We start from the raw sequence: 14,367 nt of genomic DNA on the forward strand, positions 1-14,367 counted from the left end.
CGCCACCCGTCGGATAATAAACGCCCGTTACACCACCCGTGCCAATCGTGATGAACTCCTCAGCATAAGCCGCAGGCGACAAAAATGCGGCAACGACAGAGCCAAGGGCCAGTTTTCTGCTGTGTTTCATTTGAATAACTCCCATGTTTTTATTGTGTTTGAGAGAATTTTCAGAGCGCCCTGGCCGGGCACATGCACAAGCTTTGCACCGTTCAACCCGGCAACAGGGTCAAACATCTGAATTTTCTACGTCTCCCAACTGCTTCGACGTTTCATTCAGAGACCCGGCTTGTCAACCCCCGCCCGCAGCGCAACGTCCCGGCACCGCATATCTGAGGGCCGATGACGAAAATTCCCCTCAGTAGAACGGTCGACCCCCTTTCGGCCGCTACGCAGCGCGACACAGTATGTCCCATGCTTTATTTCAAGCCGGGGATGGGATTAACTAAGCCTAACAGACCAGAAGGTGAAAAAACTTGGAAAACAACGGCCCAAGCCCGCTTTTGATTACTGCGTTGCTCCTCAGTGCCGCGATTGCCGGTTGGGGTCTCGCTGACCCTCAAGGGTTGGGCAGATTGGCTGAAACTGCGGTGGCCACTCAGTTCAACAGCCGCGGCTGGTTCATCATGCTTGAGGTCAGCGGCCTTCTTTTCGTGGCTATTTTCCTTGCCCTGTCCCGCTTTGGCGATATCCGTCTGGGAAGCGACGCGACCGAGCCCGAGTTCTCGACACCCGCCTGGATCGCGATGCTGTTTGCGGCCGGAATGGGTGTTGGGCTGTTGTTTTATGGCGCAGCCGAACCTCTGACTCATTTCGAGGTTCTCAAACAGTACAATAACGATGCCGAAGCCGCCAGCTATGCGATGTTCGTGACCTACCTGAACTGGGGCTTTCACGCATGGGCGATCTACGGAATTGTAGCGCTTGTCATTGCCTATTTCGCCTATCGTCGGGGTGGGTCAATGTTGCTAAGCGCACCCGTCGTCGAGGCGTTGGGCGATGTACGCTGGACTCGTGCGATGGGATGGATCTTTGACCTCCTGTCCATCGTCGCCATCGCGGTCGGCCTGGCCGGGTCAATGGCAATGGGTGTATTCCAGATACAAACCGGCGTGGCTGGCCTGATCGGAATAGATACGCCCGAGGTCCTGACCTACCCGGTGTTCATTGCGCTTTGTATCGCGTTCATCATCCCGCTACGAAAAGAGCTTGGAGATGGAATGGCGAAACTGTCGAACGCGGCGATGCTGATTGCCGTGGCCATGATGATTTATCTTTTGATTCTGGGCCCGACCTCATTTTTGATGAATGACATTGTCGCCGGATTTGGCCGCTACCTGTTCGAAGTTTTACCCGCTGGATTCTCGACGGCCGAATTTTTTGACGAAACCATCGTAAACTGGTTCCAAAGCTGGACACTGAACTACATGATCTGGTGGCTGGCGTGGTCGCCTTTTGTCGGCATATTCATCGCCCGGATCTCGCGCGGGAGAACGATCCGAGAATTTCTTGTCGGCGTGATCATAGCACCCACCCTGTTTTCGATACTTTGGTTCGGTATTTTTGGCGGCCTTGGCTTCTATGACGCCCTGCGTCAGGACGGGGCACTATCGGTTATCAACGCCCAAAATTTGGACGCAACCACGTTTGCCCTGCTGGAACGGTTCCCCTTGGATTCCATCACGCGGGCCGCGACCGTGTTGGCGGCGTTCCTGTTTGTCGTAACCAGTGTCGTCAGCGCCGGCTTCACTCTTGCCATGATCGGAACCGGCGGCGATCAGAATCCCTCGCCGCGTATTCGAACTGTCTGGGGTGCCATTCTCGGAGCGTTGGGGCTTGCGATGATTCTGGTCGGGGATATCGGACTTGTCCGCTCTATCATCGCACTGTCGGCCATCGCATTTGTCTTCATCGTTCCAGTTCTGGTGATCTGCCTGTTCAAATCCCTATCGCAAGAGGCCCGTTCATGAGCCAAGCCCTGATCGATACCGTTCTCAACGTGAACGTCTTTGCCTATATGGGATTTCTGATCTGGCTCGTGCTTCGACCCAAGAAATGACCCCTGTTCGGGTAAGGTATCAGAACAATTTGCGGAGGTGGTGCCCAAGGAGAGACTCGAACTCTCACGATGTTACCATCGGGGGATTTTGAATCCCCTGCGTCTACCATTCCGCCACTTGGGCAACGAACACTGGATTAGCGCCCATGGCCCAGAAGGTCCAGAGGCAAAAAACACCCCGCGAAAGGTTTGTTTCGCCTGCAAGGTTGACGCCCCATAAAGCGCATGATTTGGCTGGCGGGGAATGAAACAGGATTTGAGCGTCTGATGCTGCGATCTCTTTACGACTGGACCCTTCGTCTAGCCGAACATCCGCACGCGCTGTGGGCGCTTGCCTTTGTGGCGTTCATCGAAAGCTCGTTCTTTCCGATCCCCCCGGACGTGTTGATGATTCCCATGATCATCGCCCGCCCGTCTCGCGCGTGGCTGATTGCTAGTGTCGCATTGGTCGCCTCGGTTCTGGGGGGAATGTTGGGCTATGCCATCGGGGCGTTCTTTTACGAAAGTATCGGTGCACCCATCCTTGAATCCATGGGCAAAGGCCACGCGATGGAGGAGTTCAACACCCGCTTCAACGATTTCGGCTTCTGGGCCGTGCTGGCTGCAGGTGTGACCCCCTTCCCATACAAGGTGATCACCATCATGTCGGGTTGGACAGGGATGCCGCTGGGCACGTTCATTGCAACCTCGATCTTGGCCCGCGCGCTACGGTTTTTTCTGGTGGCGGGTCTGCTGTGGGGCTTTGGCGAGCCCATCCGAGGTTTCATCGAAAAGCGCCTTGGTCTTATGTTCACCCTGTTCATCCTTTTGCTCTTTGGCGGCTTTCTGGTGGTGAAATACCTATGACACGACGTACTCTGTTGATTTTCTGTGCGGCCGGCGGGTCGGCTGCGCTGTTGCTGGGGGCGTGGGGCTTTCAGTATCTTGGCGGTCTGGCACCGTGCAAAATGTGCATCTGGCAGCGCTACCCACATGGGGCCGCAGCCGTGATCGGCGCTTTGGCCTTGGCGCTGCCGCGCTTTGGACTGCTGCCGCTGCTGGGCGCGCTCGCCGCACTGGCCACTTCGGCCATTGGCGTCTTTCATGCGGGGGTCGAGCAAGGCTGGTGGGAAGGTCCGACAAGCTGCACGTCGGGCGATATCGGTGGGATGTCGACCAATGACTTGTTCGATCAGATCATGACCGCACCGCTAGTGCGCTGCGACGATATCCCGTGGCAAATGCTGGGTCTGTCGATGGCCGGATGGAACGCCGTGATCTCGGCCGGGTTGGTGCTGATCTGGCTGGCGGCGTGGCGTCAGAATTCGTCCAGTTCCGCATCCCAGTAAAGGAAGTCGATCCAACTGTCATGCAGGTGATTGGGCGGGAATTTCCGCCCGATATTGCGCAACGCTTCGGCATCGGGCTGACGCGGAGGTTTACGCAAGCTCATCCCCGCCTGCCGCAAAGATTTCGACCCCTTTCGCAGGTTGCAAGGGCTGCACGCCGCCACAACATTCTGCCAACTGGTCACGCCACCTGCGGCACGCGGCACCACATGGTCAAAGGTCAGATCACCCCGGCTGCCACAATACTGACAGCGGAATTCATCCCTCAGAAATAAATTAAAGCGCGTGAAGGCCACGCGCTTTCTGGGTTTTACGTAATCTTTCAGCACAACAACCGACGGTATTCGGATTTGGGTGCTGGGGCTTCGAACGACCTCGTCATATTCGGCCACGATATCCACCCGATCCAGCCAGGCCGCCTTGATCGCTTCTTGCCAGGGCCACAACGACAGAGGGTAGTAGGACAAGGGGCGATAATCGGCGTTCAAAACCAATGCCGGATGATGCCTCAGCGCACCGGGTTCCCTGACAAATTCGGTCCTGAAGTCTGCGTCCATATCAGAATCGCTCCTCGCTCTGCTCTGCCCGTTTGACATCAGAGCGGGGAACACCCGCCCCGGCCTTAACTTAACTATATATCGTGTTAAAACTCTGACAAGCCCCGAGTTTCCACAATATCTCGGGATTGGTTATTCCGAATCCGTAACAGAGACGTGACGGTTATCCACAGCTTGCGCCGCTGTGTCCTGCACGCTAAGGCGGGCCCATGGCCTGGTTCATCCGATTCAACAAACCTTTTGACGTGCTGCCGCAGTTCACCGACCGCGCCAATGAAGGCTCGCCGCGCAGTACCCTGTCGGATTTCATCGACCTACCCGGTGTCTACCCGGCCGGTAGGTTGGATCGGGACAGCGAAGGCTTGATGCTTTTGACAGACAATGGCCGTCTGCAGGCCCATATCTCAGATCCCAAACACAAAATGTCCAAAACCTATTGGGTTCAGGTTGAGGGGCAGCCCGACACCGCCGCATTGAAGGCACTTCGCGACGGGGTAGAGTTGAAAGACGGCGTAACGCGCCCCGCCAAGGCTCGTCTGATGGACGAACCCGAAGGACTATGGCCGCGCACCCCTCCAATCCGGGTACGTCAGACGGTGCCGGATTGCTGGATCGAATTGATCCTGCGCGAGGGTAAGAACCGACAGGTTCGTCGTATGACGGCGGCTGTTGGACACCCTACCCTGCGCTTGATCCGTGCTCGTGTCGGCGACTGGGCACTGGACGGATTGCAGCCCGGCCAATGGGACAGCTTGCCCGAACCTGCGTTCAACGCGGCCCCACAACGTAAACGCGACCGCCGCACGCGCCGGTGACAAAAACCGCGATTTGTGATAGGCTTACGCCATGAAGATCACACCAGATATCCCGACCCCCAACGGTATTCTCGAGGCTGCGATCTATGTCGATGATCTGGACGCCGCTGAACGGTTCTATGGTGAGATTCTGGAGTTAGAAAAAATCCAGCGCATTGCCGACCGGCATGTATTCTATCGCGTCGGCGCTTCGGTTCTGCTGGTGTTCAACGCGGACGAGACCGAGAAACCGCCCCAGAACCCAGACTTGCCCGTGCCGCCGCACGGCGCGCGTGGACCGGGCCATGTGTGCCTGTCCATGCCGCGCGCGCAGATCGAAGCGATGCGCAAACATCTGCTGGACTGGAACGTGCCAATTGATGCGGAGTTCGACTGGCCCAACGGCGCGCGTTCGATCTATGTGCGCGACCCGGCAGGTAATTCGGTGGAGTTCGCAGAACCCCACCTGTGGGGCTGACCTTAGCTCAGTGGCTGTTTCTCACCACCCACAATCCGGCACACGCTGTTCGAGATCACGCCAACCTCGGCCAGAGCGGCCCGAAACGCAGCCATATGCGTAGTGGCGAAATGCGCCTCTAGCGCGGCTTGGCTTTCCCATTCTTCGTAGACACGAAACAGGTTGGGATGCCCCAGAATCTGGCTGAATTCATAAACGATACAACCTATTTCCTGCACCGTTTCCGACACCATTTCCTGCGCTGCTTTTGCAGCCTTTTCAACACCTTCTGGCGCGACCTCAACCACTCCTGTGACCACCAGCATTGCCAATCCTTTCTGGTTTAAACTCGTTCAGACCCAAATAGGGGTTCAAAGGCTCAGCTTATCGCGCATGAAGGCCAGTGCCACGCTCAGGCCATCGGGCGCGATCCCGTGGCCGGTGCCCTTCATGACATGGGCGTAGACCTCTTTGAAATCAGCGGCTTGCAGAGCTTCGGCGGCTTCGGGCAGAGACTGAGGCGGAACCACGTCATCAGCGTCACCATGCACCAGCAGGACCGGCATCCGACTGATGGTCTCATCGGGCAGAAGATCGGGCTCCAGCAACCGACCCGAGAAAGCCACGATCCCGGCAACAGGGTCCTCGCGACGCGGGGCGACATACAGGCTCATCATCGTGCCCTGTGAAAACCCGAACAGAACCACCTGTTCAGGTAAAACGTCCTCGTCGACCATCAGCGCGTCAAGGAAGGCGTTGAAATCTTCGACCGCCATCTCCATGCCACGGCGCGCCTCTTCTTCGGAGGAGCCATCGATCCACGGGATCGGGAACCATTGAAATCCGTTGGGCATACCGGGGATTTGCTCTGGCGCATCAGGCGAAACAAACAGCGTGTCCGGCAGGTGTTCACCAAGCGGATCGGCCAGACCCAGCAGGTCGGCCCCGTTAGCGCCATAGCCATGCACAAACACCACGACCGAGCGTGTGTCGCCTGAAACCGGCTCTTTTCGGAGCGCATTCAATACTCTAGTCATCTGATCCCTTCTCGTTCCTTGGCCACCCGGTAATAGGCCCACAGCACCCGCGCAGCAACCGAGCGCCAGGGCGACCACGCCTCGGCCATCTGTCGCAGTTCTTTGTCGGTCGGTCGCTTGGGCAAATTGTAGAGAATACGCGCGGCCTCTTGCAGCGCCAGGTCGCCGGGTGCAATCACATCGGCTCGGCCCAGCGAGAACATGGCATAAATCTCGGCTGTCCAGACTCCGATGCCGGGAACCTCGGTTAAAATAGCGACCACATCTGCATCGGGAATGTCGCGTAACGCCTTGTAATCAATGCGTGCGTCGGCCAGTGCACGGGCATAACGGATTTTCTGACGGCTCAACCCAACGCCGCGCAGGTCATCTTCCGTGGCCCACATGATCTTGCGCGGGCCGGTCAGTTTCGCCTCCTGCAAGCGCTTCCAGATCGCATTCGCCGAGGCCACACTGACCTGCTGGCTGACAATCGCGCTAAGCAGCTGCGCGAACCCGTCGGGCTTGCGACGCAGGGGCAACGGCCCCACCTGATCCAACGCATAAGCCATGCGCGGGCAGGCATCGCCCAGCCACTCGGCCCCTTCCCGCACACAGTCATTGGTTTCGATGATACGTCCGACGGACATGCGGGCCTCAGGCTGTTTGATTGCGCACACGTTAGGCTGCTTTGCCGCATATGCAACCCGCTTGTACAAGGCGGTTTTCGCGGCTACCCATAGGCGCATGACGATGACCGCCACCGCCCCCAATGACAACCAGGCCAAACGTAACGTGGCTGTGCTGGTCGCAGCCCAAGCCATGCTGGGTGCGCAGATGCCAATGGTATTCATCGTCGGCGGGCTGGCCGGTCAATCGCTGGCGACCAATGCCTGTTTGGCAACGTTGCCAATCTCACTGATCGTTCTGGGCTCGATGCTAGCGGCGACACCGATTTCGGGCATCATGCAACGCTGGGGACGGCGGACCGGGTTTTTGGTGGGCGCCACGGCGGGCGCGTGTGGCGGGCTGGTTGGGGCCTATGGCCTCTACCTCGGGTCGTTTCCGGTGTTCTTGCTGGGCAGTCTGTTGACCGGTGTCTACATGAGCGCGCACGGGTTCTATCGCTTTGCTGCTGCCGATACCGCGTCCGAGGCATTCCGGCCCAAGGCGATTTCATATGTCATGGCTGGCGGCCTTGCGGCCGCCATTATTGGCCCACAGATCGTCAAACTGACTTCGACTGCCTATGTGATTCCGTTCCTTGGCACCTATCTGGCGATCATCGCGCTGAACATCATCGGATCGGCCCTGTTCTTCTTTCTGGATATTCCAACGCCACCGAAAGCAGAAGAAGGCGCATCTACAGGTCGTACGCGCCTTGAGATGCTGAAAACCCCGCGCATCGCCGTGGCCATCATTTGCGCAATGGTGTCCTATGCGCTGATGAACCTTGTGATGACCTCGACCCCGCTGGCTGTTGTGGGATGCGGCTTCTCGGCCAATGATGCGGCGGATGTGGTGACCGGCCATGTGCTGGCCATGTATATCCCCAGTTTCTTTACCGGTCAGTTGATCGCGCGCTTCGGGGTGGAAAAAATCGTCGCCCTTGGCCTTGCCATTCTGGCAGGCGCCGGTGTCGTCGCGCTGCAAGGTGTTGAGCTAGAAAACTTTTTCATTGCCCTGATCCTGCTGGGCATTGGTTGGAACTTTGGCTTTATTGGCGCTACCACGATGCTAGCCGCCTCGCATGACGTAAGCGAGCGCGGGCGGATGCAGGGCCTCAACGACTTGTTGGTGTTCGGAGGCGTGACACTGGCCTCATTGTCCTCGGGCGGGTTGATGAACTGTTCGGGCGGATCCCCGGTTGAAGGGTGGACAGCCGTGAACCTTGCCATGATCCCACTGCTGACACTGGCCGGAGGCGCGCTGCTGTGGCTCGTCCTGCGCCCGGCCGAGCCGGAAACGGCCTGAAACCTACCAGCGTCCTCGGGCAACATTCCACATCAGTGACGCCCGCCTACGAATTTCGCCTTGCGCCAACGCACCGGCCGCAGCGCGCTCGGGCTCTGCAATCGCTTTGCGCAACACCCAATCGGTCTGCCAACCTACATGCATCGCAGGGCATGCCTCGGGCGAAACACGCGATCTGTTCGCTCGTGCGGATTCTAAACGCTCCAACGCCGATCCCGCCAGCGCCTGCACCCCTGCAGGTGTCCCGTCCAACAATGGGATACGACCGCGTGCTTCAAGTTCTGGGATCGCCCGCAACCAGTTGGCAACGCCTACAGCATAACCAAAATCGCGCAGCAATTGCTCGTCGGCTTCACCCAAGGCTTGCGCCGAAGCGACCATCAGCGACCCTGCGCTTTGATACAGATAATTATCGAAATGCGCCTGATCCTCGAACGGGTCGCGGTAGATATCCCAGCGCCTTACAGCCACATATTCATCCAATGCGACAGCCAGATGTGGTGATAGAACGCGGGACAAGGGTGTGACGACCTCATGCCTGCGCACCGTGTTGCCTTCGGCAATCTCCTGCAACGCATCCCGCCACCATTGCAGACGCATCTCGGCAATCATGGTTTCCTGCGTGACCCAGGGCGCGCGCGCGACCTCGACATTCAGTGCATAGATCGGGAACAGAACAACCCGTGCGGCAACCGGAGCAGCCATCGCCGCCATGAACCGATCCGGATCGGCGCGATGCACCAGAGCCGCGCAGGCTTTTACGTCATCGTCAAAGGCAACGCTCACTCGGCCACCGCAGTCTGTCTTTCGCAATCACGCACCAGCTTCCACTGGATCGCATCCAGCAGCGCCTCGAACGAGGCATCGACTATGTTCGCGCTGACGCCAACGGTGGACCAGCGCCGCCCCTGCCCGTCTTCGCTGTCGATGATGACGCGGGTGACAGCCTCGGTCCCGCCTTGGGTGATACGCACCTTGAAATCCACCAGCCGCATATCGGACAGCACCTGCGAATATTGCCCCAGATCTTTCGCCAGCGCCTTGGCAAGCGCGTTCACCGGGCCTCGGTCGCTGCCATCCTCATCCAGAGACTCGCTGACCGACAGCTTCTTTTCGCCGTCGACCTTCACCACGACCACAGCCTCCGACAGGCTAACCATCTTGTTATACTTATTCTTGCGCCGCTCGACCGTGACCTTATAGCGCTTGACCTCGAAGAACTCTGGCAGTTGACCCAGCTCATCCCGCGCCAGCAATTCAAAACTGGCCTGCGCGGTGTCATAGGAATAGCCCTCGGCCTCGCGCTGCTTAATCCTGTCAAGGATACGCCCCAGCGCCGGGTCGGCTTTTTCCACCGACAGCCCCGCCTCGGTCAGACGCTTGCGCAGGTTCGACTGGCCCGCCTGGTTCGACATCGGGATGATCCGCGCATTGCCGACCGCACCGGGGTCGATATGCTCATAGGTCGAGGGATCCTTGAGGATCGCACTGGCGTGCAACCCCGCCTTGTGGGCAAAGGCCGAGGCCCCCACATAGGCCGACTGCTTGCTGGGCACCCGGTTCAGGATATCGTCCAACATCCGGCTGATCCGCGTCAGCCCAGCCAGCGCCTGCGTGCTGACGCCGATGTCAAACTGCGAGGCATAGGGTTCTTTCAGCAACAAGGTCGGGATCAGAGCAGTCAGGTTCGCATTCCCACACCGTTCACCCAGCCCGTTCAGCGTGCCTTGTATCTGCCGCGCGCCTGCGTCGACAGCGGCCAGTGAACAGGCCACCGCGTTTTCGGTATCGTTATGCGTATGAATGCCCAACCGATCGCCAGGCAGCCCTGCGGCAATCACCTCAGACACGATGCGCGACACCTCGGCGGGCAGCGCACCGCCATTGGTATCGCACAGAACAACCCAGCGCGCGCCTGCGTCCAGCGCCGCCCGGCAGACTTCGACCGCATAGGCGGGATTGTCCTTGTAGCCGTCAAAGAAATGCTCGGCGTCAAACAGCGCCTCGCGCCCCTGCGCCACGATATGCGCGACCGAGGCGCGGACATTCTCAACATTCTCCTCCAGCGTGGTCCCCAACGCGTGGGTCACGTGGTAATCATGCGATTTTCCCACGAGACAGACGGCCTGCGTCCCCGCGTTCATAACAGCGGCCAAAACATCGTCATTTTCAGCCGAACGCCCCGACCGTTTGGTCATACCAAAGGCCGTCAACCGGGCCGAGGTCTTTGGTGCAACCTCGAAAAACGCGCTGTCGGTGGGGTTTGCACCAGGCCAGCCGCCCTCGATATAGTCCACACCCAGCTCATCCAGAGCCTTGGCGATCTGCACCTTTTCAGCGGTCGAGAACTGCACCCCTTGGGTCTGCTGCCCGTCGCGCAGCGTGGTGTCGTATAGATAAAGCCGTTCCTTCGACATTACACGCCCTCCAGCTTGGCAGCGTCAAACCCGGCCCCCGGCACAAGCTCCACACCGTCCTTGCTCATCCTCACTTCCAGCCCTGCCGCGACATAGGCCGCCTTCAGCCGGTCCACTTCCGAGAAGTCCTTGCTTTGCATCGCCTCGGCGCGCGCCTCGGCCAGACGCGCGGTATGACCCGAAAGATCCGCTGATCCCGTATCAGCCCAAGCACCCATTTCAGGCTCCAACACCCCCAGAACCTGCGCACTGGCCAACAGGCCCGCTGCGTCACCCTCTGCCGCCAGTCGGTGGAGTTCCGCGACAGCCCCCGCCGTGTTCAGGTCATCACTCAGCGCGGCGATCACCGAGGGGGCCGCGCTGGCGGCGGGCTCGATGCCCGCTGTCAGCGCCCGCCACTTGCGCAGCGTCGCCTCGGCCTCGCGGGCCTTCTTCTCGGTCCAATCCATCGGCTTGCGGTAATGCGTTTGCAGGAACACAAACCGGATCACTTCACCCGGAACACCTTGGTCCAACAGGTCATGCACGGTGAAGAAATTACCCAGAGACTTGGACATCTTCTTACCCTCGACCTGCAACATCTCATTGTGCAGCCAGACCCGCGCGAACTCACCCTCGGGATGGGCACAGCAGCTTTGCGCGATCTCGTTCTCATGATGCGGGAACATAAGATCATTGCCGCCGCCGTGAATGTCGAAACTCTCACCCAACAGCTCATAGCTCATGGCCGAGCATTCGATATGCCACCCCGGACGCCCGCGTCCCCACGGGCTGTCCCAGCCCGGAAGCTCATCGCTCGACGGTTTCCACAGCACAAAATCCATCGGGTTCTTCTTGTAGGGCGCAACCTCGACCCGTGCCCCTGCAATCATGTCATCAACCGACCGCCCAGAAAGCGCGCCATAACGCTCTTTCCAGCTGTCTACGGCGAACAGCACATGCCCCTCTGCAGCATAGGCGTGGCCTTTGTCGATCAGCCCTTCAATCATCGCAATCATCTGAGGAATGTACTGTGTCGCGCGCGGCATCTGGTTCGGTTCCAGCGCACCCAACGCCCCCATATCGTGCAGGTACCACTCAATCGTCTCGTCCGAGCGTTCCTGCACCAATTGCTCCAATGTGCCCGGCGCGCCAGCTTTCTGACGCGCCAAGGCGGTCGCGTTGATCTTGTCATCCACGTCGGTAAAATTACGCACATAATTCACGTGATCCGCCCCATAGGTGTGACGCAGTAACCGGTACAGCACGTCAAACACCACCACGGGCCGCGCATTGCCCAGATGGGCGCGGTCATAGACCGTCGGGCCACAGACATACATCCGCACATTATCAGCACTGATCGGCACGAAATCCTCTTTCGTCCGCGTCCGTGTGTTGTGCAGTTTGATCGTGGTCATCGGTCAGCTCCTAAGAACAGCGTGGCGTCTCGCGTTAGCGCGGGCTTAGCAACTTGTCTCAGGGATGAAAACGAAAGAAACCGGCCCGCGTGATAAATCAGCAGGAAATGCAGCAAATAATGATGCAGATCATCGGGTTCATAGGATGTGACTATCACGCGCGCGCCACCACGCCAAGCCCCTGATTTCCGGCTCTGATCCGATTGACAATCGCAAGTCTCTCTGGCCCAACTCGCGTAAGACCCAGACGGAGACCGGCCATGAAACTGTCGCAGCGGATCACGCAGCTTACGGAAGGCGGCAGCGACGGGTGGGGTGTGTTCTATCGCGCCCGCCGGATGATAAGTGAGGGGCAAGCGGTTACCGAACTGACCATAGGTGAACATGACATTCGCACCGATCCGTCGATCTTGGCCGAGATGGAACTGTCTGCACGCCAAGGCCATACGGGCTACGCCATGGTGCCCGGCACCGAACTGCTGCGAGAGACGGTGGCCGCCCGCATTCAGACCCGCACCGGTGTCAATACAACCCGAGACAATATTCTGATCACGCCCGGAGGTCAGTCGGCCCTGTTCGCCGCGCATGTAGCCGTCTGTGACCCCGGTGATGTGGGCCTGTATCTCGACCCTTACTATGCCACCTATCCCGGCACGATCCGAGGGGCCGGAGCGGTTGCGCGTGTGGTTCAAACGACGGCAGAAGACGCGTTCCAACCACGGGCAGACAGGATCGACGCGGCGTCGGAGGGCGCTGTCTCACTTCTGATCAACTCGCCCAACAATCCCACTGGCGTCGTTTATTCGCGCCAAACTTTGGAAGCCGTTGCGGAAGTCTGCCGCAGGCGCGACCTTTGGCTGATCTCGGACGAGGTCTATGACACCCAAGTGTGGGACGGCACGCATATCTCGCCCCGTGCACTGCCAGATATGCTCGCTCGCACGCTGGTAATCGGTTCGATGTCGAAATCCCACGCCATGACCGGATCTCGGTGCGGGTGGGTTGCCGGACCTCCGGATGTGATCGAACACATGATCAATCTGGCCACGCACACAACATATGGCGTTCCTGGTTTCATTCAGGACGCTGCGGTTTTCGCGTTGAACGCGGGCCCCGAGCTTGAAAACCGCATCGCCGCCCCTTTCCGCAGACGTCGCAAGCTGGCAATGGATATTCTGGCCGCGCAAAACACGGTCGGGTTGATTCCAGCCCAGGGCGCGATGTATCTGGTGCTGGACATTCGCCCCACCGGCCTGAATGGCGAGGGATTTGCCAATGCCCTGCTGGATACACACGCGATTGCCGTCATGCCGGGCGAAAGTTTCGGCCAAGCCGCCGCAGGACATATCCGCGTTGCCATGACCATAGACGACGATCGTTTTGCCGCCGCTTTGCGGACCATATGCTGCTTTGCAGCGGAGCTGAGTTCAGGGCGATAGTTGAATCAGAACCGGAACGTGGTGCGCAGGTTGAACACGTTGGAATCCAGCCCTCCTTCGGATTGGGTGGCATCGTCAAATTCCTGCCGCAACGCCTCACCACTGATGACGAACCGATCGTTGATCGGGTAAGCAACTCCAATGCCATAAACCGCAGCGGTGTCATCATCCGCCGAGGTCTCGGCCCGCGCAGCGCCAACCACGACATATCCCAATGCGGAGCCGAAATCGTACCCTCCGCGCAGCTTCAGCCGGGTCGTGCTGTCCAGACTGCCTTCATTTTGGCTTAACCCAAGGGACAGTCGGTTATATTCAAGCTCTCCGCCCAGAACGAAATTGCCGAAATCGAAATCATATCCGACATGCGGGCCAAAGCTGGTATCGCTTCCGCTTGACCCGTTGGGCCCATCCGCATCCGCATAGCCAAAGCTGAAACCAGCATAGGCACCGCTCCAATCCTCAGCCGCAGTGGGGGCTGCGAGGGCCACCAAAATGGAGGCAAGGAATGCGCGGAACAGTTTCATCGCCTTGCGAAGGCCTTTCATAAAAAAATTTGAGTATTCTTCAGAGACTGGCACAGAACTGTATGCAAATGGTTAAAATTCAATTGAGATCACGAAAAGCTGTTAAACAAGTGACCGAAGTATAACAGATTTCCCGCAAAATGGGGTCTTTTCTTTACTTTACGTCATCTAAGCGATCTGACGACACGGATTGTTTCGCTTTTGACCCATCAGGTCGCAAACAGAACAGATTGCGACGTTTCGGATTGAAAGACTGAACGTCACGAAGCGAGGATCCGCATGCAAAGCGACGTTTGGAAAATCCGGTTGATCAGCCGTACAATCGGGGCGGATCGCGGTCGCGCGGCGCGGGGGCGTCCATTCGGACGCTAATTGACGCCACCCTGTACGCTTTTCATCTATCGG

Annotated in this window: 15 protein-coding genes and 1 tRNA gene; 7 read left to right on the forward strand and 9 right to left on the reverse strand. The window is 58.6% G+C overall.

What is annotated here, in order from left to right; translation table 11 throughout:
• Positions 1 to 515: 515 nt before the first annotated feature.
• Positions 516 to 1,970, forward strand: coding sequence for a BCCT family transporter (locus ACR0L1_RS03495; protein WP_237217533.1), 1,455 nt, complete (start codon positions 516 to 518; stop codon positions 1,968 to 1,970).
• 127 nt (positions 1,971 to 2,097) lie between these two features.
• Here ACR0L1_RS03495 and ACR0L1_RS03500 read toward each other — a convergent pair.
• Positions 2,098 to 2,183: transfer RNA gene (locus ACR0L1_RS03500), tRNA-Leu, on the reverse strand.
• Between the two features lie 143 nt (positions 2,184 to 2,326).
• Between ACR0L1_RS03500 and ACR0L1_RS03505 the strand changes: the two genes are divergently transcribed.
• Together ACR0L1_RS03505 and ACR0L1_RS03510 are read left to right on the forward strand one after the other, a co-directional pair.
• Complete coding sequence (locus tag ACR0L1_RS03505; RefSeq protein ID WP_170788626.1) at positions 2,327 to 2,905, forward strand: YqaA family protein; 579 nt, start codon at positions 2,327 to 2,329, stop codon at positions 2,903 to 2,905.
• Positions 2,902 to 3,387 carry a disulfide bond formation protein B gene (locus tag ACR0L1_RS03510; RefSeq protein ID WP_170774176.1) on the forward strand — a complete coding sequence of 162 codons (486 nt, stop codon included), beginning with the start codon at positions 2,902 to 2,904 and terminating at the stop codon, positions 3,385 to 3,387. Before ACR0L1_RS03505 ends, ACR0L1_RS03510 begins: the two co-directional genes overlap by 4 nt.
• Here ACR0L1_RS03510 and ACR0L1_RS03515 read toward each other — a convergent pair.
• On the reverse strand, positions 3,357 to 3,944 hold the full coding sequence (locus tag ACR0L1_RS03515; protein WP_170774178.1) for an HNH endonuclease: 588 nt from the start codon (positions 3,942 to 3,944) through the stop codon (positions 3,357 to 3,359). The genes ACR0L1_RS03510 and ACR0L1_RS03515 overlap by 31 nt on opposite strands.
• 209 nt (positions 3,945 to 4,153) lie before the next feature.
• On the opposite strand from ACR0L1_RS03515, the gene ACR0L1_RS03520 reads away from it, so the two are divergent.
• Both ACR0L1_RS03520 and ACR0L1_RS03525 read left to right on the forward strand, forming a co-directional pair.
• Positions 4,154 to 4,759: a pseudouridine synthase gene (locus tag ACR0L1_RS03520; protein ID WP_480502404.1), complete on the forward strand. Its 606-nt coding sequence runs from the start codon at positions 4,154 to 4,156 to the stop codon at positions 4,757 to 4,759.
• A 31-nt stretch (positions 4,760 to 4,790) separates the two neighbouring features.
• Positions 4,791 to 5,216 carry a VOC family protein gene (locus ACR0L1_RS03525; RefSeq protein WP_170774181.1) on the forward strand — a complete coding sequence of 142 codons (426 nt, stop codon included), beginning with the start codon at positions 4,791 to 4,793 and terminating at the stop codon, positions 5,214 to 5,216.
• 2 nt (positions 5,217 to 5,218) lie between these two features.
• Here ACR0L1_RS03525 and ACR0L1_RS03530 read toward each other — a convergent pair whose 3' ends face one another.
• From ACR0L1_RS03530 to ACR0L1_RS03540, 3 genes are read right to left on the reverse strand one after another with little or no spacing between them, the layout of a single operon-like run.
• Positions 5,219 to 5,521: a putative quinol monooxygenase gene (locus tag ACR0L1_RS03530; protein WP_170774183.1), complete on the reverse strand. Its 303-nt coding sequence runs from the start codon at positions 5,519 to 5,521 to the stop codon at positions 5,219 to 5,221.
• A gap of 45 nt (positions 5,522 to 5,566) precedes the next feature.
• Positions 5,567 to 6,232 carry an alpha/beta hydrolase gene (locus tag ACR0L1_RS03535; protein WP_480857168.1) on the reverse strand — a complete coding sequence of 222 codons (666 nt, stop codon included), beginning with the start codon at positions 6,230 to 6,232 and terminating at the stop codon, positions 5,567 to 5,569.
• Positions 6,229 to 6,861: a DNA-3-methyladenine glycosylase family protein gene (locus tag ACR0L1_RS03540; RefSeq protein ID WP_480857171.1), complete on the reverse strand. Its 633-nt coding sequence runs from the start codon at positions 6,859 to 6,861 to the stop codon at positions 6,229 to 6,231. Before ACR0L1_RS03540 ends, ACR0L1_RS03535 begins: the two co-directional genes overlap by 4 nt.
• 97 nt (positions 6,862 to 6,958) lie before the next feature.
• On the opposite strand from ACR0L1_RS03540, the gene ACR0L1_RS03545 reads away from it, so the two are divergent.
• Positions 6,959 to 8,185, forward strand: coding sequence for an MFS transporter (locus tag ACR0L1_RS03545; RefSeq protein WP_480857172.1), 1,227 nt, complete (start codon positions 6,959 to 6,961; stop codon positions 8,183 to 8,185).
• Between the two features lie 3 nt (positions 8,186 to 8,188).
• Here ACR0L1_RS03545 and ACR0L1_RS03550 read toward each other — a convergent pair whose 3' ends face one another.
• Genes ACR0L1_RS03550 through cysS form a run of 3 tightly spaced genes read right to left on the reverse strand, consistent with a single transcriptional unit; the run spans position 8,189 to position 11,999 of the window.
• The gene (locus ACR0L1_RS03550; RefSeq protein WP_480502408.1) at positions 8,189 to 8,971 is read right to left on the reverse strand and encodes a squalene/phytoene synthase family protein; all 783 of its coding nucleotides are present in this window, start codon (positions 8,969 to 8,971) and stop codon (positions 8,189 to 8,191) included.
• A complete protein-coding gene (cimA, locus tag ACR0L1_RS03555) occupies positions 8,968 to 10,602 on the reverse strand; it encodes a citramalate synthase (RefSeq protein WP_480502409.1) in 1,635 nt (544 codons plus the stop codon). The genes ACR0L1_RS03550 and cimA overlap by 4 nt, the downstream gene beginning before the upstream one ends.
• On the reverse strand, positions 10,602 to 11,999 hold the full coding sequence (cysS, locus tag ACR0L1_RS03560; RefSeq protein WP_480857175.1) for a cysteine--tRNA ligase: 1,398 nt from the start codon (positions 11,997 to 11,999) through the stop codon (positions 10,602 to 10,604). The genes cimA and cysS overlap by 1 nt, the downstream gene beginning before the upstream one ends.
• Positions 12,000 to 12,259: 260 nt before the next feature.
• Between cysS and ACR0L1_RS03565 the strand changes: the two genes are divergently transcribed.
• Entirely contained in the window at positions 12,260 to 13,438 is a 1,179-nt protein-coding gene (locus ACR0L1_RS03565) for a pyridoxal phosphate-dependent aminotransferase (protein WP_480857177.1), read from the forward strand.
• A gap of 5 nt (positions 13,439 to 13,443) precedes the next feature.
• Here ACR0L1_RS03565 and ACR0L1_RS03570 read toward each other — a convergent pair whose 3' ends face one another.
• Positions 13,444 to 13,983, reverse strand: a complete 540-nt coding sequence (locus ACR0L1_RS03570; protein WP_480857179.1) for an outer membrane protein — start codon at positions 13,981 to 13,983, stop codon at positions 13,444 to 13,446.
• Positions 13,984 to 14,367: the final 384 nt, after the last annotated feature.

It is taken from the genome of Ruegeria sp. J8 (assembly GCF_056531925.1).